General features: G+C 73.0%; 20 protein-coding genes. 8 read left to right on the plus strand and 12 right to left on the minus strand.

Annotated elements, in window-relative coordinates; translation table 11 throughout:
- Nucleotides 1–6: 6 nt before the first annotated feature.
- Together AB0E91_RS22835 and AB0E91_RS22840 are read right to left on the minus strand one after the other, a co-directional pair.
- Nucleotides 7–1695: a DUF885 domain-containing protein gene (locus AB0E91_RS22835; RefSeq protein WP_361784841.1), complete on the minus strand. Its 1689-nt coding sequence runs from the start codon at nucleotides 1693–1695 to the stop codon at nucleotides 7–9.
- A gap of 48 nt (nucleotides 1696–1743) precedes the next feature.
- Nucleotides 1744–2223, minus strand: coding sequence for an Lrp/AsnC family transcriptional regulator (locus AB0E91_RS22840; RefSeq protein WP_161179188.1), 480 nt, complete (start codon nucleotides 2221–2223; stop codon nucleotides 1744–1746).
- 59 nt (nucleotides 2224–2282) lie between these two features.
- Between AB0E91_RS22840 and AB0E91_RS22845 the strand changes: the two genes are divergently transcribed.
- On the plus strand, nucleotides 2283–3476 hold the full coding sequence (locus tag AB0E91_RS22845; RefSeq protein WP_361784844.1) for a PLP-dependent transferase: 1194 nt from the start codon (nucleotides 2283–2285) through the stop codon (nucleotides 3474–3476).
- Between the two features lie 60 nt (nucleotides 3477–3536).
- On the opposite strand, the gene AB0E91_RS22850 is transcribed toward AB0E91_RS22845, so the two are convergent.
- Nucleotides 3537–4961 (minus strand): GNAT family N-acetyltransferase, encoded by a 1425-nt coding sequence (locus tag AB0E91_RS22850; protein ID WP_361784847.1) that lies wholly within the window; start codon nucleotides 4959–4961, stop codon nucleotides 3537–3539.
- Between the two features lie 242 nt (nucleotides 4962–5203).
- Complete coding sequence (locus AB0E91_RS22855; protein WP_361784850.1) at nucleotides 5204–6034, minus strand: alpha/beta hydrolase; 831 nt, start codon at nucleotides 6032–6034, stop codon at nucleotides 5204–5206.
- A 206-nt stretch (nucleotides 6035–6240) separates the two neighbouring features.
- Here AB0E91_RS22855 and AB0E91_RS22860 point away from each other — a divergent pair, with 206 nt between their 5' ends.
- Both AB0E91_RS22860 and AB0E91_RS22865 read left to right on the plus strand, forming a co-directional pair.
- Entirely contained in the window at nucleotides 6241–7131 is an 891-nt protein-coding gene (locus tag AB0E91_RS22860) for an RNA polymerase sigma-70 factor (RefSeq protein ID WP_361784853.1), read from the plus strand.
- Nucleotides 7132–7284: 153 nt separating this feature from the next.
- On the plus strand, nucleotides 7285–8043 hold the full coding sequence (locus AB0E91_RS22865) for a GntR family transcriptional regulator (RefSeq protein ID WP_361784856.1): 759 nt from the start codon (nucleotides 7285–7287) through the stop codon (nucleotides 8041–8043).
- An 84-nt stretch (nucleotides 8044–8127) separates the two neighbouring features.
- On the opposite strand, the gene AB0E91_RS22870 is transcribed toward AB0E91_RS22865, so the two are convergent.
- The 3 genes from AB0E91_RS22870 to AB0E91_RS22880 form a co-directional block, all read right to left on the minus strand.
- Nucleotides 8128–9285, minus strand: coding sequence for an ROK family transcriptional regulator (locus AB0E91_RS22870; protein ID WP_361784859.1), 1158 nt, complete (start codon nucleotides 9283–9285; stop codon nucleotides 8128–8130).
- A gap of 79 nt (nucleotides 9286–9364) precedes the next feature.
- The gene (locus AB0E91_RS22875) at nucleotides 9365–10018 is read right to left on the minus strand and encodes a response regulator transcription factor (RefSeq protein ID WP_361784862.1); all 654 of its coding nucleotides are present in this window, start codon (nucleotides 10016–10018) and stop codon (nucleotides 9365–9367) included.
- 230 nt (nucleotides 10019–10248) lie between these two features.
- Entirely contained in the window at nucleotides 10249–11403 is a 1155-nt protein-coding gene (locus tag AB0E91_RS22880; protein ID WP_361784865.1) for a histidine kinase, read from the minus strand.
- Between the two features lie 108 nt (nucleotides 11404–11511).
- Here AB0E91_RS22880 and AB0E91_RS22885 point away from each other — a divergent pair, with 108 nt between their 5' ends.
- From AB0E91_RS22885 to AB0E91_RS22895, 3 genes are all read left to right on the plus strand, one after another.
- Nucleotides 11512–12432: an ATP-binding cassette domain-containing protein gene (locus AB0E91_RS22885; protein WP_361784868.1), complete on the plus strand. Its 921-nt coding sequence runs from the start codon at nucleotides 11512–11514 to the stop codon at nucleotides 12430–12432.
- Nucleotides 12433–12434: 2 nt separating this feature from the next.
- Nucleotides 12435–13145 carry an ABC transporter permease gene (locus tag AB0E91_RS22890; RefSeq protein ID WP_361784871.1) on the plus strand — a complete coding sequence of 237 codons (711 nt, stop codon included), beginning with the start codon at nucleotides 12435–12437 and terminating at the stop codon, nucleotides 13143–13145.
- A gap of 77 nt (nucleotides 13146–13222) precedes the next feature.
- Entirely contained in the window at nucleotides 13223–13642 is a 420-nt protein-coding gene (locus AB0E91_RS22895) for a hypothetical protein (RefSeq protein ID WP_361784874.1), read from the plus strand.
- Between the two features lie 33 nt (nucleotides 13643–13675).
- Here the strand turns inward: AB0E91_RS22895 and mug are convergent, their stop codons facing one another.
- Nucleotides 13676–14167 carry a G/U mismatch-specific DNA glycosylase gene (gene mug / locus AB0E91_RS22900; protein ID WP_361784876.1) on the minus strand — a complete coding sequence of 164 codons (492 nt, stop codon included), beginning with the start codon at nucleotides 14165–14167 and terminating at the stop codon, nucleotides 13676–13678.
- Between the two features lie 50 nt (nucleotides 14168–14217).
- Complete coding sequence (gene purB / locus AB0E91_RS22905; protein WP_361784879.1) at nucleotides 14218–15660, minus strand: adenylosuccinate lyase; 1443 nt, start codon at nucleotides 15658–15660, stop codon at nucleotides 14218–14220.
- Nucleotides 15661–16016: 356 nt separating this feature from the next.
- Here purB and AB0E91_RS22910 point away from each other — a divergent pair, with 356 nt between their 5' ends.
- Together AB0E91_RS22910 and AB0E91_RS22915 are read left to right on the plus strand one after the other, a co-directional pair.
- Nucleotides 16017–16415 (plus strand): hypothetical protein, encoded by a 399-nt coding sequence (locus AB0E91_RS22910; RefSeq protein WP_361784882.1) that lies wholly within the window; start codon nucleotides 16017–16019, stop codon nucleotides 16413–16415.
- 625 nt (nucleotides 16416–17040) lie between these two features.
- A complete protein-coding gene (locus AB0E91_RS22915) occupies nucleotides 17041–17301 on the plus strand; it encodes a hypothetical protein (protein ID WP_361784885.1) in 261 nt (86 codons plus the stop codon).
- Nucleotides 17302–17400: 99 nt separating this feature from the next.
- Here AB0E91_RS22915 and AB0E91_RS22920 read toward each other — a convergent pair whose 3' ends face one another.
- The 3 genes from AB0E91_RS22920 to AB0E91_RS22930 form a co-directional block, all read right to left on the minus strand.
- Complete coding sequence (locus AB0E91_RS22920) at nucleotides 17401–18249, minus strand: SGNH/GDSL hydrolase family protein (protein WP_361784888.1); 849 nt, start codon at nucleotides 18247–18249, stop codon at nucleotides 17401–17403.
- Nucleotides 18250–18357: 108 nt separating this feature from the next.
- Entirely contained in the window at nucleotides 18358–19371 is a 1014-nt protein-coding gene (locus AB0E91_RS22925) for a hemolysin family protein (protein ID WP_361784891.1), read from the minus strand.
- Nucleotides 19368–20768, minus strand: coding sequence for a hemolysin family protein (locus tag AB0E91_RS22930; protein ID WP_361784894.1), 1401 nt, complete (start codon nucleotides 20766–20768; stop codon nucleotides 19368–19370). The genes AB0E91_RS22925 and AB0E91_RS22930 overlap by 4 nt, the downstream gene beginning before the upstream one ends.
- Nucleotides 20769–20878: the final 110 nt, after the last annotated feature.

Consider the following 20878-nt stretch of genomic DNA (forward strand, 5'->3'; position numbering starts at 1 on the left):
CTGAGGTCAGAGCCGGGACAGCTCCTCCAGCAGGTCGTCCAGACCCAGTGAGCCCAGCGACAGCGCCGCCATGTGCCACGCCTTCAGGTCGAAGGAGTCGCCGTGCCGCTCGCGCGCCCGCTCCCGGCCGAGCAGCCACACGCGCTCGCCGAGCTTGTAGCCGATGGCCTGGCCCGGCATGGTCAGATACCGGGTCAGCTCGCTCGCGAGGAAGTCCGCCGGACGGCTGTTGTGGGCGACGAAGAACTCCTCCGCCAGCTCCGGGGTCCACCGCTCGCCCGGATGGAACGGCGAGTCGGCCGGGATCTCCAGCTCCAGGTGCATGCCGATGTCGACGATCACCCGCAGCGCGCGCATCATCTGCGCGTCCAGATAGCCGAGCCGCTGCTCCGCGTCCGTGAGGTAGCCCAGCTCGTCCATCAGCCGCTCCGCGTACAGCGCCCAGCCCTCGGCGTTGGCGCTCACGCCGCCGACCGTGGCCTGGTAGCGCGAGAGGTCCCCGGCGACGTACGCCCACTGCGCCAGCTGGAGGTGATGGCCCGGCACGCCCTCGTGGTACCAGGTGGACACCAGGTCGTAGACCGGGAAGCGGGTCGCGCCCATGGTCGGCAGCCAGGTCCGGCCCGGACGGGAGAAGTCCTCCGACGGCGCGCTGTAGTAGGGGGCCGCCGCGCTGCCGGGCGGGGCGATGCGCGACTCCACCTTCCGCACCGGCTCGGCCAGTTCGAAGTGCGTGCCGTCGAGGTCCGCGATGGTCCGGTCCATCAGGTCCTGGAGCCACTGCCGGGTCTCCTCGACCCCCTCGATGTGCCGGCCGTGCTCGTCCAGGTGCTTGAGCGCCGCCCAGGGCGTCTTCGCACCCGGGAGGATCTTCTCCGCCTCCTTCACCATCTCGGCGTACAGCCGGTGGAACTCCGACCAGCCGTAGGCGTACGCCACGTCCAGGTCGAGGTCGGTGCCGTTGAAGTGGCGGGACATGCGGGCGTAGCGCTCCCGGCCGACCACGTTCGGGGCGCCCTCGACCGCCGGGGCGTACACGTCCCGCATCCAGTCGCGGAGTTCCGCGACGGAGGCGGTCGCCGCGCGGGCGGCCTCGTCGAGCTCGGTGCGCAGCGCGTCGGGACCGGCGGCGGCGAAGTCCTCGAACCAGCCCCGGCCCTCGCCGGTGTCCGCCCACTCGGTCAGCTGCTCGACGAAGACGCCGGTCGGCCGGGGCGCCGCGAACAGCTTGCGTTCCAGGCCCAGTTCGAGCGAGGCGCGGTAGCCCGCGTAGGCGGCCGGGACCGCGCGCAGCCGCTCCACGATCGCCGCCCAGTCCTCCTCGGTCTCCGCCGGGGTCAGCGTGAAGACGTCCCGCACCGAGTGCCCCGGCGTGTGCATGTTGCCGACGGCGCGCAGGTGCTCCTCCGCGTCGTGCATGGCGAGTTCGGCGGTCAGCCGCTCGCGCAGCAGCCGCGCGCACCGGCGCTCGGCGTCGCTGTCCGCGCCGGGCAGCCGCTCGGCCTCGGCCAGGCGCGCGAGGGTGGTGCGCGCCAGTTCCGCCACGGCCTCCTGGCCGGCGGGGGAGTAGTCGGGGAGCCTGCTGGAGCTCTCGGCGACACCGAGGTAGGTGCCGGTGACCGGGTCGAGGGCGACGAGTTCGTCGACGTACGCGTCGGCGATCCGACGGGGCAGTGCGCTCTTCGTCTCAGACATGGCGCCCATCCTCGCGCCCACGACGTGCCCACGTCACCCCGTTTCGGATCACGGCGTGCCGGGCGGCAGCAGCGGACCGCAGTCCCACTGCTGGAAGATCAACCGGGTCTCCACCCGCGCCACTTCACGCTGCGAGGTGAACTCGTCCAGCACCAGGCGCTGAAGATCGGCCATGTCCGCCACCGCGACATGGATCACGTAGTCGTCGGGGCCGGTGAGATGGAAGACGGTCCGCGACTCGGGCAGCGCGCGCACCCGTTCCACGAACGGTCCGACCAGCTCCCGGCGATGCGGCCTGACCTGGACGGACAGCAGTGCCTGGAGCCCACGCCCCAGCTTCGCCGGGTCCAGGCGCAGCTCGTGCCCGAGGATCACCCCCGAACGGCGCAGCCGTGCCACCCGGTCCAGACACGTCGACGGCGCCACCCCGGCCTGCGCGGCGAGGTCGCGGTACGTCGTCCGGGCGTCGTTCTGCAGCAGCCGCAGCAGAAGCAGATCCACCGGGTCCAGTACGACGGAATCGGCCATGGGCCGAACGTAACACGGCCTTTGGCCATCCGAACCCGGCCGGTGTTCACCCTGACGCCATGGACTCAGCGAGCAACGGCGCTTCTGACTACGCCCCTTCCCGTGCCCTGGCCACCGAGGCCGTGCACGCCGGCCGCGACGACCTCGCCCGCCAGGGCCTGCACACCCCGCCCATCGACCTGTCCACCACCTACCCCTCCCACGACAGCCGCGCCGAGGCGGCCCGCATCGACGCCTTCGCCGCCGACGGCGCCGACCCCGTGGGACCGCCGGTCTACGGCCGCCTGGGCAACCCGACCACGGCCCGCTTCGAGACCGCGCTCGCCCGGCTCGAAGGCACCGAGTCCGCCGTGGCGTTCGCCAGCGGCATGGCCGCCCTCAGCGCGGTCCTGCTCGCCCGCTCGGCGGCGGGCCTGCGCCATGTCGTCGCGGTACGGCCGCTGTACGGCTGCAGCGACCATCTGCTGACCGCCGGGCTGCTCGGCACCGAGGTCACCTGGACCGACCCGGCGGGCATCGCGGACGCGCTGCGCCCCGACACCGGCCTGGTGATGGTCGAGTCCCCGGCCAACCCCACCCTCGCCGAGACCGACCTGCGGGCCGTCGCCCACGCCTGCGGCACGGTCCCGCTGCTCGCCGACAACACCTTCGCCACCCCCGTGCTGCAACGCCCCGCCGCGCTCGGCGCCCGCCTGGTGCTGCACAGCGCCACCAAGTACCTCGGCGGCCACGGGGACGTGCTCGCCGGAGTGGTGGCCTGCGACGAGGAGTTCGCCGGACAACTGCGCCGGATACGGTTCGCGACCGGCGGGGTGCTGCATCCGCTCGCCGGGTATCTGCTGCTCAGGGGCCTGGCCACGCTGCCCGTACGCGTCCGGGCCGCCTCCGCGAACGCCGCCGAGCTGGCCCGCAGGCTCGCCGCCGACCCGCGCGTCGCCCGCGTCCGCTATCCACGGCTGGGCGGCGCGATGATCGCCTTCGAGACGCACGGCGACCCGCACGAGGTGATCTCCCGCGTCCGGCTGATCACCCCGGCCGTCAGCCTGGGCAGCGTGGACACCCTCATCCAGCACCCCGCGTCCATCAGCCACCGCATCGTCGACGCCGACGACCGGCGCGGCGCCGGAGTGAGCGACCGGCTGCTGCGGCTCTCGGTCGGCTTGGAGGACGTGGACGACCTGTGGGCGGACCTGGACGGGGCGCTGGGTACGGCCGTCCGTACGCCGGTGCCGTTGAGCGAGGCGGTGGGGTGAACGTCGTACGGCCCGAACGGACCTGTTTCCAGGCGCCGTTCGGGCCGTACCGGGTACGGATCAGCCGTGGCCGGGGGTGGCCGTCCGGGTCCGGCCGTCCTTTTGCGTGACCGGCACCGGCACCGCGTCCAGCCGGGCCGTGATGACGAGGGTGCCCTCCTCGACCTGGTAGTCGAGAGGGAGTCCGAGGCCGCGCATCGCCGCGACCATGCCGGTGTTGGAGGAGCGGGTCACGGCGTACACGCTCTCGCAGCCCGCCTCGACCGCCAACGCGACCAGGCGGCCCAGAAGTTCGGCACCGATGCCGCGCCGCTGCCAGTCGTCCTCGATCAGCAGGGCGACCTCGGTCTCGTCGCCGTCCCACAGCAGATGGCCGAGTCCGACGACGCGTCCCGAGGTGGTCTGCGCGGCCAGGGTGCGGCCGAAGCGGGGGCTGAGCAGATGGTTGAGGTAACGGTCCGCGTCGGCGACCGGGCCGTGGTAGCGCAGCGCGAGAGTGGCCGGCGAGCACCGTTCGTGCATCGCGCGGGCGGCCTCCAGGTCGCCGGTGTCCACCCGGCGCACGGTGATGTCGTTGCCCTCGGGCAGCGTCAGCACGTCACGGCCGCGCGGAATGCGCGGCCCCAGCCTGCCGTCCAGCTCGACCAGCGCCCGCGCCCGCGCGAACTCGGTGGGTGTGAACGGCAGATACGGCCGCTCCACGCTCAACACCCCGCCGCCCGGGGCCCGCAGCCGCAGCACCGTGTCCTCGAGGACGCCTTCGACGGGCACCGTCTCCTCGTCCGTGGACCTGCCGGGCAGCGAACGCACCGTGCACCGCCCCAGCAACTGGCGCAGCGCGAGCGGCAGTTCGGCGGTGTCCAGGGCGGTGCGGGTGGCCAGGCCGAGGACCCGGGTGGGGGCGTCCACCAGGTCGTGGGCGTCGGCCCGCTCCACCCAGGTGGCGGAGCCGCCCGCCCGGGCGACCGTCCGGGTCAGCTCGGTCGCCGTCAGCGGCCCCGGCGCCCGCAGCAGGAACTCGTCCACGGTGCCGTCGGCCAGCGGATGCGTCTGGAGGCTCACGATGTCGACCCGGGCCTCGGCCAGCGCCGTGCACAGCACGGCCAGCGAACCCGGCTCGTCCCGCACCGTCGTCCGCATACGCCACAGCGCGCCCGGTCCGTCCACCGGAGCGCCTTCGCCGTCGGACTGCCCGGCCGGCCGCGCCGCGGCGGCGGACCGGGCGCCGGTATCGCTGTCGGGCACCGGGGGTGCGTGTCCGTGCCGTCGGGACCACCAGGTGTGGAACCCGGCGGTCGCGGCCAGCGCGACCGCCGAGGCCACCAGCAGCGCGGGACCGTCGGGGCCGTGCCCGACCAGGTTCGCCACCGCGTCCGCGACGGCGACGGCCGTGAACAGCGCGGCCAGTTCCACGAGATCCCGCCGCCAGTGGTGCACCGGGCGCCCGTGCCGGGCGCGCATCGTCTGCGTTGTCTCTGGTGTCATGCGGCCACTGTGACCCAGCGGTGTTGCGTGATCACGAACGCTCTGTGACCGATGGGTAAAGGCTGATTGGGTCGATTTCCTTGCATTTTCTACGGCCCTGCCGCGCCGCGGCGCCGTGCACGGCGTCCCATCAGCCACGGAACGTGCTCAGCCGACAGCCGAGTTGACCCCTACGGCGGAGTGCCGCGCTCCGGGGGATGACGCCGGTGCGCGGCACTGCCGAGGGTACGGGACGCGGGCGGTCAGCGGCTGCCGTCCAGCAGGACACGGGCCACGAGCGCCGGGTCGTCGTTCATCGGGCAGTGCCCGCAGCCCGGCAGCCGCACGAGGCGGGCGTGCGGAATCGTCTGCTTCGCGCGCACGCCCTGCCTGCGCAGCAGCACCCGGTCCCGGGCGCCCCATGCCACCGTGACGGGCGTACCGGGCACGGTGTCGGTGAACCGCACGGTGGTGCCCGTGCGCAGCGTCGCCTCGAACCCGGTCGCCCCGGCCAGCGCCAGCGTCTCGGCGACCACCGCCTCGGGCGAACGGCGCTGCGGGCGGGCGTAGATGGTGCTGGTCAGCGCCGTACGCCCCACCGCGTTGCCCGCGAGCCGCTCCACCAGGGGCAGCGGGAGGCGCTGGGCGATGCCCCGCATGGTGAGCAGCAGCGCGAAGGCGTAGCGCCGCTCGGCCTCGGTCCAGAACCCGGCCGGGGACAGGGCGGTGACCGAACGGACCAGTCGCGCGCTGCCCAGCTCCAGGGCGAGGAGGCCACCGAGCGAGTTGCCCGCCACGTGCGGCCGGTCCAGGCCCAGTTCGCGGAAGAACGCGCCGAGCACCGCGTTCGTCGTCGGCAGGTCGTAGTCCAGGCCGTTCGGCAGGCCGGGGGAGGCGCCGAAGCCCGGCAGGTCCACGGCGACCACCTCGCGCTCGGTCGCCAGGATGTCGATCACCGGGCTCCACGCCTGCCGGTGGTGCCCGATGCCGTGCAGCAGGACCAGCGGCTCGCCGCGTCCCACGCGCTCGTAGGAGACGGTCACGTCCCCCGCGGCGTGCGGGCCGTTGACCGTGAAGGAGGCGGTGGCGGACATGAAGTGCTCCTCGGGTGGACTGCTGACGGACGCGGTGGACAGCTTGTCAGCAATGGCTACCGACGGGTAGTACCCGCGCCGCCGGACCGTGAACACACCTGCCCCGCACGCCCGTCGGCACCGGACGGGCCGATTCCGTACGGACCACGGGGCGTGTCGGGCGATACCGTCTGGACACCGGCGGACGGGTCGGCTGGGATGTGGCGGTGACCACCGACATCGCGACCGACGTCTTCGAAGAGAACCGCCCCCTCCTCATGGGAGTCGCCTACCGGATGCTCGGCCGCGTCGCCGACGCCGAGGACGTGGTCCAGGACGCCTGGCTGCGCTGGGCGGGCGCCGACCGCGACCAGGTCCGCGAACCGCGCGCCTATCTGGTGCGCGTCACCACCCGGCTCGCCATCGACCGGCTGCGCCAGGTCAAGGCGCGCGACGAGGCGTACGTCGGCCCCTGGCTGCCCGAGCCGTACGTCACCGACTTCGGCGACGCCGTCCCCGACACCGCCGACCGCGCCCTGCTCGCCGACTCCGTCTCCTTCGCCGTCCTCGTCGTGCTGGAGTCGCTCTCCCCGCTGGAGCGCGCGGTGTTCGTGCTGCGTGAGGCGTTCGGCTATCCGTACGCCGAGATCGCGGAACTCCTCGACCGCGGCGAGGCGGCCGTGCGCCAGCTCGCCGGACGCGCCCGCCACCACGTCGAGGAGCGGCGCCCGCGCTACGACGTCGACCCCGCCCAGCGCCGCGACCTCACCCGGCGCTTCCTGGCCGCCGCGACCGAGGGCGACCTCGAAGGACTGATGTCGCTGCTCGCCCCCGAGGCCCGGCTCGTCGGCGACAGCGGCGGCAAGGCGAAGGCGCCGGTCCGGGAGCTGCACACCGCCGACAAGGTCGGCCGCTTCCTCGTGGGCGTCACCCGCAAGGGTTCCGTGCCCGGCCAGTCGTTCGAGTTCATCGAGGTCAACGGCGGAGTCGCGGTGCTCGTCCTGTCCGACGGCAAGCCCGACACCGTGTTCCAGGTGGGCATCGTGGACGGCCTCATCAGCACGGTCTACATCGCTCGCAACCCGGACAAGCTGCGCTCTCTCGCGAACACCGTATGAACGCCGGGTTGTCCGGGGCCCGCCGATATGGGCGCTGGAGGGAGAATTGGTCTTGACCAAGGGTCAGGCCCGTTTTATGGTCACTGATAACTGCAACAACCTTTAATAAACAAGGGCGCCAAAACCGCCGGACAACGGCTTGCGGAGGACAGGGTGGGGACCACGCAACTGGAATCGGTGCCGGAACCGAAGTACTGGCATCTCAAGACCGTGCTCACCGAGGCACTCGACTCGGAGTTCTCGGTCGGGGAGATCCTGCCGAACGAACGCGATCTCGCGGCCCGTTACGGCGTGGCCCGCGCCACGCTGCGCCAGGCCCTGGAGCAGCTGGAGCTGGAGGGCCGCCTCCAGCGCCGCCGGGGGGTCGGCACCACGGTCGCGCCGCCGCGCATGGGCGTCGCCGTCGGCACCTCGCGGCACACCTGGCCGGGAGCCGGGGGCGACGTCTGGCAGCCCGTGGACTGTGTACGGTCCGTGCCGCCCGCCTCCGTCGCGGCCGCGCTGGAGACCGGCGGGGAAGAGGTGCACATCGTGCGCCGCTCCCGCACCTCGCACGGCCGCACCGTCGCGACCGAACTGCTCTACGTCCCGGCCGCCTCGGTGCCCGACCTCACCGCGATCGATGCGCCCTCGGGCCCGTCCCGCGCGCGTGCGGTGCTGCGCGAGCTGCACCGGCTGGAGCTCGACGGACAGGACCGCGCCGTCGAACTCGGCTCCGCCGGGGCGGACGACGCCCGCGAACTCGACCGGCTGCCGGGCTCCCCGGTCCTGGTCCTCACGACCCGCTTCCACGCGGCGGGCCGTACGGCCGCGCTCTCGGTGGCGACCTACCGTGCGGACACGTGCCGGCTGACGTTCGGCGACTCTCCGGACGTCGAGATACACGACGACAGAACGCGCCGCGCGTCCTGACGGATGCATTGAGACGGGTGCATGGAACTGACCGCACGCTCCGCCGACTTGGCGGGGCGTGCGGTGTTTTCCGGCCGGGGCGGCTCAGTCGGCCGCGCCCACCGCCCCCTCCACCGCGAACAGTTGCCGTTCCACATGCGCCAGGGCCAGCCGCAGCGCGCCCATGGCGACGACCGCCTCGCCCAGGAGGGAGAGGGCGACGCCCGGGGGCCGCAGACAGTAGCGGGAGAGCTCGCGGCGCAGGGGGTCCAGGACACCGTCCAGGCCCGCCGCCCAGCCGCCTATGACGACCAGTTCGGGGTCGAGGGCCAGGACCAGCGCGGCCACGTCGTGCACCAGCCGCTGGATGAAGCGCTCCACGGCCGCCCGCGCCGCCCGGTCGCCCTCGCGGGCCAGCGCGAACACCTCCGTGACCGCCTGCTCGTCGAGCGGGGGCAGCGGCTCGCCCGTGGTGGACAGCAGCGTCTCGGGCGTGGCCTCGCGGCCCAGCAGATGCAGCGCCCCGATCTCCCCGGCCGCCCCGCCGAACCCCCGGTGCAGCCGCCCGCCGATCAGCGCGCCCGCGCCCGGGCTCAGCCCGGCCAGCACGAACACCACATCGTCGCTCTTGGCCGCCGCGCCCTTCCAACGCTCGGCCACGACAGCCGCGTTGGCGTCGTTCTCCACCAGCACCGGGCACTTGAAGGAACGGCTCAGCCGGTCACCGAGCCGCAGCCCCGTCCAGCCGGGCAGCGCCGTACCCAGCCGAACCGTTCCGTCCGCCTCCACGATGCCCGGGGTGCCCACCCCGACCGCGCGCAGCGAGCCGCGCGCGACCCCGGCCCGGCGCAGCAGCTCCGCGACCGTGCCGCGCAGCCGCTCCAGGCGCTCGTCGGCCGGGGCCTTCTCGTCGACGGGTCTGGTCTGGGTGCCGAGAACCCGTCCGTCCAGGTCGGACAGGGTCGCCACCACCCGGTGCGCCCCTATCTCCAGGCCCAGCAGATGCCCCGCCTCGGCCCGGAACCGGAACCGCCGCGCCGGGCGCCCCTGCCTCCTGGCCGTCCCCTCCTCGGCCGCCGTCTCCACCACGAGCCCCGCCTCGGCCAGCCCCTCCACGACCCCCTCGACAGTGGGCCGGGACAGCCCGGTCACCCGGGTGATCTCGGTGAGCGTCGCGCACTCCGCGTCACGCAGCGCGCGCAGCACCACCGCGGAGTTGATCCTCCGCAGCAGCGAGGGATCGCCACCGGTCAGCTGCCCCACGGTCCGTCCTCCCAGCTCGCGGGCGTCGTGGGGCGGATCGTACTCGGCCCCGCACGCCCCGGCGAGGGCCGGGCGGGGATCATCCCGGTGCGACGAACCCCGACTCGTACGCGGCGATGACCGCCTGCGTGCGGTCACGCGCCCCGAGCTTGGCCAGCACCGCGCTCACATGCGACTTCACCGTCTCGGCGCCGACCACCAGCCGGGCGGCGATCTCCGCGTTGGTCAGACCCCGTGCCATCAGCCGCAGCACCTCCGCCTCCCGCTCCGTCAGCCGCGCCGCCGACAGGGGATCGGAGGCGGCCCGTTCCCCGCCGTACCGCGCGGCCAACTGCCGTACGGACGCCGGGAACAGCAGCGAGTCGCCCGCCGCGACCAGCCGTATCGCGTGCACGATCTCCTCCGGGCGGGCCCGCTTCAACAGGAAGCCGTCCGCGCCCGCGCGCAGCGCCTCGTAGACGTACTCGTCCTCCTCGAAGGTCGTCACCACGACGATCTTGGGCGGATCGGTCACCGTGCGCAGGACCGCGCGCGTGGCCTCGATGCCGTCGAGGAGAGGCATCCGCACGTCCATCGCCACGACGTCCGGGCGGAGTTGACGCACCAACGGGATGACGGCCGCGCCGTCGGCGGCCTCGCCGACCACCTTGATGTCGGGCTGGGCGTCGAGCACGGCCCGCAGACCGGCGCGGACCAGGGGTTCGTCGTCGACGAGCAGTACGGTGACCGGCATCCGGCCAGCCTAGTGCCGCAACAGGCAACGTTCGCCCCGTCGCGACGCCCGGCACGCACTCTCGCCGCACCGGCCGAAAGCCCGAGTACGCCCAGTACGAGGGCTTCCGGCCGGCACGCCGAGAGCACGCACCGGACGCCGCTCCTTGACGGGCAAACGTTGCCTGCCGCGGCACTAGATCAGCACGGACCGCCGCCGTCACCGGTGAAGCCGCTGCCCCCCATCTCGCCTCAGCCGAGCGGGAGTTCCGCCCGTACCCGCCACTCGCCCTCGTCCGGCCCGGTCAGAGCGCTGCCGCCGAGCAGCGCCGCCCGCTCGCGGATGCCACGCAGCCCGCTGCCGCCACGGCTCTCGGCGAGCCCCGCCGGGAGGGGATTGCGTATCTCCAGCGTGAGCCGTTGCCCGGCGACGGCCACCCGGACCCGCACGGGGACCGGGCCCGCGTGCCGCAGGACGTTGGTCAGCGCCTCCTGGAGGATGCGGTAGCCCTCGCGGGACACCGGTCCCGGCACCGCCTCCATCGGGCCCGTCACCTCGGAGTCCACCTTGGCACCGGAGGCCCGCGCCGACTCCAGCAGCTTGCCCGCGTCCGTCAGCGTGGGGCGCGCGCCCACCGGACGTTCCGTCTCGCGCAGCACCCCGAGCACCCGATCCAGGTCCTCGAGGGCGGCCCGGCCGGTCTCCTCGATGGCGGTCAGCGCGCGCCCGGTGAACTCCGCGTCGCCCGCCGCCCGCGCGGCGCCCGCCTGGATCACGGCCACGGTCAGCGCGTGCCCGATCGAGTCGTGCAACTCCCGGGCGATCCTGGTCCGTTCGAGCAACAGCTCGGTGCGCTCCTCCAGCGCGGCCAGGCGTTCGGCGGCCGAAGGGCCGAGCAACTGCCGTGCGCACGCCGTGACGAGGGCGCCGAGCCCGACCACCGCGCCGTACAGGGCGAGCAGCGGAAGTGGGGCCAGCAGCGCGTACGCCGGGTGCGGCGGCAGCCGGTCCAGGAGAGGGACACCCGAAGACGGCCTCCCCCAGGCGTACTTGACGAGGTCGAAGGTCAGCGTCGGCAGCCATACGCAGGCGAACGTCGCGGCCGCCCCGAGGACCATCCGCACCTCGAGCCACAGCACGGTGCGCCACCGGTCCCGCCACGAGGCCGCCGGGACCGCGGAGATGCCGGGCTCCTTCTCGCCGGGTGTCAGCAGCAGCCGCGCCTGCACGCCCTCGCCCATCCGCACCCCGGCCACGAGACCGGCCGGCGCGATCAGGAGCGCGGGCATCCAGGGCGTACCGGGGTCGATGAAGAGCCAGACGCTGACGATCAGCATCGGCACCCACAGATGCAGCAGGCGTGTATACGTCGTCCCGCGCAGCAGCGGGCGCAGGAAGCGGACCATGGAGCCATCGTCGCAGGCCGCACCGGTGGCCGGCCTCCCCCGCGCGGGGGAGGAGATCCCCACGCCAGGGGGAGGTGCGGGCGCGCGTATCCGGCGAGGCTCGTTGCCATGACCAGCATCGAACTGCGCGACCTCACCAAGGAGTACGGCGGCAGACACGCCGTCGACGGCCTGACCCTCACCGTGCGCCCCGGCCGCGTCACCGGCTTCCTCGGCCCCAACGGCGCGGGCAAGTCCACCACCATGCGGCTCGTCCTCGGCCTCGACCGCCCCACCTCCGGCACCGCCACCCTCGACGGCCGCCCCTATGACCAACTCACCGAGCCGCTGCGCCGGGTGGGCTCCCTGCTGGACGCCCGTGCCGCCCACGGCGCCCGCACGGCCCACGACCACCTCAGGGTGCTCGCGGCGGCCAACCGCATCCCCGTGGCGCGGGTCGGCACCGTCCTGGAGCGGACCGGGCTCGCCTCCGTGGCCCGGCGCCGGGTGCGGACCTTCTCCCTCGGGATGCGCCAGCGGCTCGGCATCGCCGCCGCACTGCTCGGCGACCCGGAGGTGATCCTGCTCGACGAACCCGCCAACGGGCTCGACCCCGAGGGCATCGTCTGGGTCCGCTCGCTGCTGCGCGAACTGGCCGCCGAGGGCCGTACCGTCCTGGTGTCCAGCCATCTGATGGGCGAGACGGCCGTGTTCGCGGACCATCTGGTGATCCTCGGCCGGGGCCGCCTCCTCGCGGACACCTCGGTACGGGAGTTCATCGACGCCCGGGTGCGTCCCCGGGTGCGGGTGCGCACGGCCGACGCCGACGCCCTCGGCGCGCTGCTCCTGCGACACGGCCACGAGGCCGAGCGGGACGCGGACGGCGCCTGGACCGTACGGCAGGCCCGCGCCGAGGAGTTGGGGCGTCTGATGTCCGAGGAGGGGCTGCCCGTCCTCGAACTCGCCTCCCAGGAAGCCAGCTTGGAAGAGGCGTACTTCGACCTCACGGCCGCCGAGGCCGAGTTCACCGCACAGCCCCAGGAGGTCTGACCATGCCGTTCGTACCCGTCCTGCACGCCGAGTGGCTCAAGATCCGTACGCTGCGGTCGCTCGTCGGCTCCCTGGCTGCCATCCTCCTTGTCACCGTGGGCTTTTCGGCGGTCGCGGCGGCTGATCCCGACCATTCCGATGCGCTGTTCTCGGCGTTCTTCGGCGTCAGCCTCGGCCAGATCGCGGCGGTTTCCTTCGGCGCCATGGCGGTGGCGGGTGAGTACCGGGACGGTGCGCTGCGGCTGACGCTGGCCGCCGTACCGGACCGCACGCGCTGGTTCGCCGCCAAGGCCACCGCCGTCGCCCTGCCGATGCTCGCGGTCGGCCTGCTCACGGGCCTGCTGACCCTGGGTCTGGGCCGTATCAACCTCGGTGCGGACGCGCCCACTTGGAGTGAGGGGCTGCGGGGCGCCGTCGGCTGCGCGCTGTACCTCACGCTGATGGCGCTCCTCGCCGCCGGACTCGCGGCCGTCCTGCGCAGCGGCGTCACCACGCTCGCCCTGCTGATCCCCTTCCTGCTGATCGTGTCCTTCGTCATCGGCGACCTCTCGGCCGGAGCGGCCGACTATCTGCCCGACCGGGCCGGCCAGGTCGCCCTGCACAGCACCTGGGACGGCGCCCTCGGCCCCTGGACCGGGCTCGCGGTCACCGCGCTGTGGACCGCGGCGGCACTCCTCGCGGGGGCATGGTGCGTACGGCGACGGGACGCCTGAGCGACCGGCACCAGTTCGGTCCCCGCAGTCCCGCTGACGCCCCGCCAATTGTCAGTGCCCCCGGCTTTACTGGACTCATGGACGTCGTCGCCCGGCATCTCGCCGCCATCGACCGGCTCCGCACCCTGGATCTCCGGGAGGGCGGGGCCGGGTATCGCACTGCGGCCCTGGAGACCAGCCAGGGGCTCGGCGCGGGCGACGCGGGAGCGCGGGGACGTGCGGCCGAGGACTTCCACGCACTGCGCGAGGCGATCGCCGCGCGGCTCGACGAGCGCTGGGGCGGTGGCCCCGCCTGGGGCCAGCTCACCCTCCGGGTCCGGCTCGCGCGCGGGGAGTCCATACCCGAACCCTGGGCCACGCTCTGTCTGCGCACGGACGAACTGGATGTGTGGCAGGCGGGAGAGGGCGGGGTGTGGGTGGCGGTGGGGGTGGCCGACCGGGACACGGACGACGAGGTCGAGCTGCTGGCGGCCGTGACGTGGACGGCTCCGCCGTAGAGCGGCTGTGCCCCGTTCGCTGTGCCCCGTTCGCTACGCGCCGTCCGCCGCCTCCCGCAGCCGCGCGTACTCCTCCGTCATGGTCTCCAGTGTCCAATGGGTGTTCAGGCCGCTGGGGTTGGGCAGGACCCAGACCCGGGTGTTCCCGATGGTCCGTTCCTGCGGGCCGATCCGGGCGGCGCGGTCCGCGAAGGCCGAGCGGTAGGCGGTCACGCCGACCACGGCCAGCCAGCGCGGGGCACACCGCTCGACCTTCGTTGCCAGCAGCCGGCCCCCCTCGCGGTACTCCTCTGGCTTCAGCTCGTCGGCGCGGGCGGTCGCGCGGGCGACGACGTTGGTGATGCCGAGGCCGTAGGAGAGGAGGTCGCGTTCCTCGGCGGGCTCGAGCCGCCGGGGAGTGAAGCCGGAGCGGTGGAGCACGGGCCAGAAGCGGTTGCCGGGGCGGGCGAAGTGGTGGCCCGTCGCGGCCGACATCAGGCCCGGGTTGATGCCACAGAACAGGACGTGGAGGCCGTCCGCGATCACGTCGGGGACGAGACGGTCGCGGGCGGCCTCCAGCTCCGCCTGGGTGAAACTCAGAGGATCGCTCCGGGGGTGTAGCGGGCGGCCTCCGGGTGCTTGGCGGCGATCTCGTCGATGCGGCGGACGAGCACGCCGACCTGGTCGGCGGCGGCACCGGTGAAGGACAGCTTGTCGGCCATCAGGGCCTGAAGCTGCTCGCGGTCCAGCGGGAGGCGCTCGTCGGCGGCGAGCTTGTCAAGCAGGTCGTTGCGGTCGGCGCCCTGCTCGCGCATGGCGAGCGCGGTGGCGACGGCGTTCTCCTTGATCGCCTCGTGCGCGACCTCGCGGCCGACCCCGGCCCGCACCGCGGCCATGAGGACCTTGGTGGTGGCGAGGAACGGCAGATAGCGGTCCAGCTCACGGGCGACGACCGCCGGGAAGGCGCCGAACTCGTCGAGCACGGTCAGGAACGTCTCAAGGAGGCCGTCCAGCGCGAAGAACGCGTCCGGCAGCGCGACCCGGCGCACCACCGAGCAGGACACGTCGCCCTCGTTCCACTGGTCGCCCGCCAGCTCGCCGGTCATCGAGGCGTAGCCGCGCAGGATCACCATCAGGCCGTTGACGCGCTCGCAGGAGCGGGTGTTCATCTTGTGCGGCATCGCGGAGGAGCCGACCTGGCCCGGCTTGAAGCCCTCGGTGACCAGCTCGTGGCCCGCCATCAGCCGGATCGTCTTCGCGATCGAGGACGGCGCCGCCGCCAGCTGGACCAGCGTCGTGACGACCTCGTAGTCCAGCGAGCGCGGGTAGACCTGGCCGACCGAGGTGAACGCCCGCGAGAAGCCGAGGTGGGCGGCGATCCGCTGCTCCAGCTCGTCCAGCTTGGCGGCGTCCCCGCCGAGCAGGTCCAGCATGTCCTGGGCGGTGCCGACCGGGCCCTTGACGCCGCGCAGCGGGTAGCGGCCGAGCAGCTCCTCCACACGCTCGTACGCCACCAGCAGCTCGTCGGCCGCCGTGGCGAAGCGCTTGCCGAGGGTGGTGGCCTGCGCGGCCACGTTGTGCGAGCGGCCGGCCATGACCAGCTCGCCGTACTCCGCCGCGAGCCTGCCCAGGCGGGCGAGGACGGCCACCGTACGGTCGCGCATCAGCTCCAGCGAGACGCGGATCTGGAGCTGCTCGACGTTCTCCGTGAGGTCGCGCGAGGTCATGCCCTTGTGCACGTGCTCGTGACCGGCGAGGGCGTTGAACTCCTCGATCCGGGCCTTCACGTCGTGCCGGGTGACCTTCTCGCGCTCGGCGATCGAGGCGAGGTCCACGGTGTCGAGCACACGCTCGTAGTCGGCGATGGCCTCGTCGGGCACGTCGATGCCGAGGTCCTTCTGCGCCCGCAGCACGGCGAGCCAGAGCTGCCGCTCCATCCTCACCTTCTGCTCGGGCGACCAGAGCGAGGCGAGCTCGGTGGAGGCGTAGCGTCCGGCGAGGACGTTCGGGATGCGGGGCTTGGCGGGCGCTGAAGTCACGTGCACCGAGTTTACTGGCAATTCGTGCAGGCCAGCGCGCTGGGGTTGTTCGGAGGAAGCTACAAGGGTGTTGTGGCTCGCCAAGGGGGTGCCGTTCTCGACGGCCGTCAAGCTTCTCATGGACCTCGCGCCCCAACTTCGGCAAGGCGCCGGCAGGCGCCGGCAGCCCTACGGAATCGGGGCGCGGTGCTCGTGCTCACTCATCCGCGTGAACCAGCCCCGTGGGCTCCCGGTGCGTGACCGTGCCGTGCGGGACACTCCTGACGGACCAATCGAGTCGGGACGACCATGAGCGTCAAGTGTCTCCCAACCGCCCCCCATCTCCCACCCGCAGGAGGGAACGGTGCGCGTACGTCATGCCGGACAGGCTGCCGCAGCCGCCATGGCAGCGTTCTTCGCCCTCACCGGAGCGGCCCACGCCCACGGGGTACAAGCTCCGGCGCGGAGCGAAGACCACGGACTACATCTACAAATCCGGTGATGTCTTCGCGATCGAGGCCAGTTGCAGTTGGAGGAAGGACGCGGCGGACGGCGCCGCTTCGGGGGTCGCGGTCGACAAGCAGAAGATCGTGAAGGGATTCGGCAACACCGTGGTGGTCACGAAGTTCCCGATGGTCAATCTGATGGTCGACTTCGCGGACGGGTCCCACGCCACCGGAGACGACGGGAAAGCGGGCGAGAAGTCCCACGGCTGGGACGTGTGCGTCACCAGGACGACGACCAAGCTGTGCCACACCACGGGCGACGGCAGTTGACCCGGGCCGCGGAGACGCCGTGATGAACTGGAGCGAGCTCAAAGAGCTGCTCGACGGGACACCCGCGCCTGCTGTGGAGGGGCACCACGCCTCGGTCCAGCCGCGACACCAGGACCGTCAGGGGTGGCCGCCGGCCAGCCCGGTCCGTCTCGGGACGCGTTTCGCGCACCGGCCGCCGCGCGACTGGCTCCTGGAACACGACAGCGGCGACGTCTCGGTCGAGTTCGCGGAGCCCGGCGAGGAACCCTTTGTCCGAGGTCGTACGCGCCGACCGGCTGCAGTTCACCGACGACTTCCCCTGGGATCTCGCTCCGCTGCCGCACCGGCTCATCGACTGCGCGGGCCTGGACTCCCTCAGCGGGGCCACCGCCAGCGAGGGGCCCACCCGCGTCGTACACGACGGCCGGGACGCCTGGGACGTCACCCTCAGCACTCCGGCGCTCGCCCATCCCCTGCGGCTGGTCGTGGACGCGGAGCTCGGCATCATCCTCGTGGCCGAGGTGACGGAGGCCGTACTACCGGGACCATGCGCTGCCGCTGCCGCTGCCGCTGCCGCTGCCGCTGCCGCTGCCGCTGCCGCTGCCGCTGCCGCTGCCCCGGCGGCACCGCACACTTCGAACCCGTCGTGTCCGAAGGCGACCTCGGCACCGGCGTCCTCGCGATCGACCTGTACAACGACGACGCGCCCGAGAGCACCCCGAGCATGGCGGTTCTCATCCGCCGGCCCCTGAATTCCCCGTCCTTCGAGCCCGGGTGGGTTTCCGATCCCTCGGCCTACGTGCACCACTGGGCGGACGCCCGCTGGTCGTGGACGGTGGCGCTCTGGGGGCGCCCTCTCACCGAGGCGGAGTTCTCACGCGTCGTCTCCTCCATGCCGACGGAGTGACGGGCGGCCGGACCACGGAAGGACCGTGTCGCACTCCGGCAGGGAGAGATACGGCGCCTCGCGTTCAAGCGGTGCGAGGCCGCCGGGCGGGGCTCCCGCTCAGAGCTCCACCCGGCGCCAGTCCGTCACCGGGCCCGGCTCCATGTGGTCGGCGGGGGTGATCCAGAACGCCTTGCCCAGCTCGGCGCTGAACTGGGCGCCCGTGCGGCCGTCGCCCGAGGAGCGGCCGGTCAGGCGGCGGCCTATCCAGGGGAGCAGGTACTGCCGGGTGAAGCGGGCGTCCGCCACGCGGCGGTCCATCCAGCCAGGCGGCGGGGTGGGCGGCATCGCGGTGCGCCACTCGGTGTCCTCGGGCGCGTAGCCGAGCGACTGCCACACCGCCTCCGCGACCCGGCGGTGGCCCTCGTGGGTCAGGTGCAGGCGGTCCACGTCCCACAGGCGGGGGTCGGACAGGGAGGGCGCGGCGTACAGGTCGACGACGACCGCGCCGTGCTTCTCCGCCAGCCCGTCCACGCAGTCGAACAGCTCCTCCATGCGCGGCCGGAACCGTTCGAGCACTGGGCCCTGCCGGCCGGGGCTGCGCATCAGCACGAGCTGCCCGCAGTGCGGTGCCAGCCGCTCGACCGCCTCGGTGAGCAGGCCCTTGACCCGGCCCATGTCGCACTTGGGCCGCAGGGTGTCGTTCAGGCCGCCGACCAGCGTGATCACGTCCGGCCGCATCGCCGCCGCGACATCCACCTGCTCGTCGACGATCTGCCCGATCAGCTTCCCTCGCACCGCGAGGTTGGCGTACCGGAATCCCGGCGTGCGTGCCGCCATCCGCGAGGCGAGAAGATCGGCCCATCCCCGATAGGAACCGTCGGGCAACCGGTCCGACATCCCCTCGGTGAAGGAGTCACCGAGGGCGACGAGGCTGGCGTGGGCGGGAGGCGTGGAGTTCGTGTGCATGGCGACAGAGATGGTATCCCTGCCGCCATACCCGTCGGTCGGTGCCCCCGGCCCGGCCGTAAGCAGCACCGCCCGCCCCTGCCGCGAACCCGCCCACCGCCGGAGGCATCACGCCGTCTGGCCGAACAGCTCCCGCAGTACGTCCTCCATCGTCACCAGTCCCGCCAGCCGGCCGTCCTCACCGATCACCGCCGCCACGTGCGTCCGGCTGCCGCGCATGGCCGTGAGCACGTCGTCCAGCGGGCCGCTCTCGCGGACGCGGGCGATCGGGCGCATGTCGCGCAGTTGGAAGGGCACGTCGCGGGGGGAGGCGTCGAGGGCGTCCTTCACGTGGAGGTAGCCGACGATGCGGCGGCCGTCGTCGACCACCGGGAAGCGGGAGAAGCCCGACTCGGCGGAGAGGCGTTCGAGTTGTTCGGGGGTGATGCCGACGCGGGCGTAGACGACGCGTTCCAGGGGGACGACGACGTCGCGGACCGGGCGGCTGCCGAGTTCGAGGGCGTCGTGGAGGCGTTCCTGGGCGCGGTCGTCGATCAGGCCCGCCTCGCTGGCGTCCTTGACGATCTCGGCGAGTTCGATGTCGGTGAAGGTGGCCGACACCTCGTCCTTGGCCTCGACGCGGAGGAGTTTCAGCAGGCCGTTGGCGAAGGCGTTGATGGTGAAGATCACCGGGCGGAGCGCCTTGGACAGCGCCACCAGCGGAGGGCCGAGCAGCAGCGCCGAGCGCACCGGCTCCGCGAGCGCGATGTTCTTCGGGACCATCTCGCCGAGCAGCATGTGCAGATACGTCGCCAGGCTCAGCGCGATCACGAAGGACACCACGTGTCCCGCGCTCGACGGCACCCCGACCGCGTGGAACACCGGCTCCAGCAGGTGCGCGATGGCCGGTTCGGCGACCACGCCGAGGACCAGCGTGCACAGGGTGATGCCGAGCTGGGCCGCCGCGAGCAGCGCGGAGACGTGTTCCAGGCCCCACAGCACCCGCCGGGCCCGCTTGTCGCCCTCCTGGGCCAGCGGCTCGACCTGCGAGCGCCGTACCGAGATCAGCGCGAACTCGGCGCCCACGAAGAAGGCGTTGACGACCAGGGTCGCCAGTCCGATCAACAGCTGTACGGCGGTCATCGCGCCCCCTCCGTCCGCTCACCGCGCTCCGTGCCACCGTGCTCCGTGCCACCGTGTTCCGAGCCACCGTGTTCCGAGCCGCCCCGGACAGCGCCCCATGGCGCGTGCAGCCGCACCCGTGCGGCCCGGTGCCCGGAGGCGTCCGTCACCTCCAGCCGCCAGCCGGCCACCTCGACCCGGTCCCCGGCCTCGGGTATCCGGCCGAGCCGGGTGGCGACGAGCCCGGCGAGCGTCTCGTACGGCCCCTCGGGCACCCGGAGTCCGATGGTGGCGAGCTGGTCGGTGCGGGCGGCGCCGTCCGCCGCGTACACCAGACGCCCCGCCTCGTCGGTGCCGTCGGGCGCGAGGTCGGGCGTCTCGTGCGGGTCGTGCTCGTCGCGGACCTCGCCGACGACCTCCTCGACGATGTCCTCCAGTGTCGCGACGCCCGCCGTGCCGCCGTACTCGTCGATGACGACAGCCATGGTGCGGCGGCCGGAGAGCCGGTCGAGGAGCCGGTCCACGGTCAGGGACTCCGGGACCAGCAGGGGTTCGCGCATGATCTGGGTGACCGAGCGCACCGGCCGGTCCTCGGCGGGCATCGCCAGTACGTCCTTGATGTGCGCGACGCCGACCACCGAGTCCAGCCCGCCCCGGTACACCGGGAACCGCGAAAGGCCGGTCGCGCGGGTCGCGTTGGCCACGTCCTCGCAGGTCGCCTGGGTGTCCAGGGCGACGACCTGGACGCGGGGTGTCATCACGTTCTCCGCGGTGAGGTCGGCCAGGTTCAGCGTGCGGACGAACAGCTCGGCGGTGTCCGCCTCCAGCGCGCCCTGCTTCGCGGAGTGCCGGGCGAGCGCCACCAGTTCCTGCGGCCCGCGCGCCGAGGCCAGCTCCTCGGCGGGCTCCAGGCCGAAGCGGCGCACCACGTGGTTGGCGGTGTTGTTCAGGTGGGTGATGAACGGGCGGAAGGCATTGCTGAACCAGCGCTGCGGCGTACCCACCCGCTTGGCCACGGCCAGCGGCGAGGAGATCGCCCAGTTCTTCGGCACCAGCTCGCCGACGACCATCAGGAACACCGTCGAGAGGGCCGTGCCGAGCACCAGCGCGACCGAACTCGCGGTGGTCGCCGACAGGCCCATCGCCCGGAACGGCCCGGACAGCAGCTTGGCGATCGACGGCTCGGCGAGCATGCCGACCACCAGGTTGGTCACGGTGATGCCGAGCTGGGCGCCGGAGAGCTGGAAGGTCAGACTGCGTACGGCCTTCAGCGCCCCCGGGGCGCCGCGTTCGCCGCGCGCGGCGGCCCGCTCCAGTTCGCCGCGCTCGACCGTGGTCAGCGAGAACTCGGCCGCCACGAAGGCACCGCAGGCGAGCGACAGCAGGACCGCCACCAGAAGGAGCAGTACTTCGGTCATCGGGTCACCCCCGTCCCATGATCGGGCACGGGGGCGCGGAACGCGCGATGTCGCGTACTGGGAGGCTCGCCCATGGGCGGACGCTCACAACCTTTCGTCGAGGGCCGGAT

The sequence above is a fragment of the Streptomyces sp. NPDC026659 genome (assembly GCF_040638245.1).
GTDB lineage: Bacteria > Actinomycetota > Actinomycetes > Streptomycetales > Streptomycetaceae > Streptomyces.

Bases quoted from the DNA above. Each gene is read 5' to 3' on its own strand.
- AB0E91_RS22835 (WP_361784841.1), bottom strand. From the start codon at position 1,695: ATGTCTGAGACGAAGAGCGCACTGCCCCGTCGGATCGCCGACGCGTAC.
- AB0E91_RS22840 (WP_161179188.1), bottom strand. From the start codon at position 2,223: ATGGCCGATTCCGTCGTACTGGACCCGGTGGATCTGCTTCTGCTGCGG.
- AB0E91_RS22845 (WP_361784844.1), top strand. From the start codon at position 2,283: ATGGACTCAGCGAGCAACGGCGCTTCTGACTACGCCCCTTCCCGTGCC.
- AB0E91_RS22850 (WP_361784847.1), bottom strand. From the start codon at position 4,961: ATGACACCAGAGACAACGCAGACGATGCGCGCCCGGCACGGGCGCCCG.
- AB0E91_RS22855 (WP_361784850.1), bottom strand. From the start codon at position 6,034: ATGTCCGCCACCGCCTCCTTCACGGTCAACGGCCCGCACGCCGCGGGG.
- AB0E91_RS22875 (WP_361784862.1), bottom strand. From the start codon at position 10,018: ATGCCGGTCACCGTACTGCTCGTCGACGACGAACCCCTGGTCCGCGCC.
- AB0E91_RS22880 (WP_361784865.1), bottom strand. From the start codon at position 11,403: ATGGTCCGCTTCCTGCGCCCGCTGCTGCGCGGGACGACGTATACACGC.
- AB0E91_RS22885 (WP_361784868.1), top strand. From the start codon at position 11,512: ATGACCAGCATCGAACTGCGCGACCTCACCAAGGAGTACGGCGGCAGA.
- AB0E91_RS22890 (WP_361784871.1), top strand. From the start codon at position 12,435: ATGCCGTTCGTACCCGTCCTGCACGCCGAGTGGCTCAAGATCCGTACG.
- AB0E91_RS22895 (WP_361784874.1), top strand. From the start codon at position 13,223: ATGGACGTCGTCGCCCGGCATCTCGCCGCCATCGACCGGCTCCGCACC.
- AB0E91_RS22910 (WP_361784882.1), top strand. From the start codon at position 16,017: ATGCCGGACAGGCTGCCGCAGCCGCCATGGCAGCGTTCTTCGCCCTCA.
- AB0E91_RS22920 (WP_361784888.1), bottom strand. From the start codon at position 18,249: ATGCACACGAACTCCACGCCTCCCGCCCACGCCAGCCTCGTCGCCCTC.
- AB0E91_RS22925 (WP_361784891.1), bottom strand. From the start codon at position 19,371: ATGACCGCCGTACAGCTGTTGATCGGACTGGCGACCCTGGTCGTCAAC.
- AB0E91_RS22930 (WP_361784894.1), bottom strand. From the start codon at position 20,768: ATGACCGAAGTACTGCTCCTTCTGGTGGCGGTCCTGCTGTCGCTCGCC.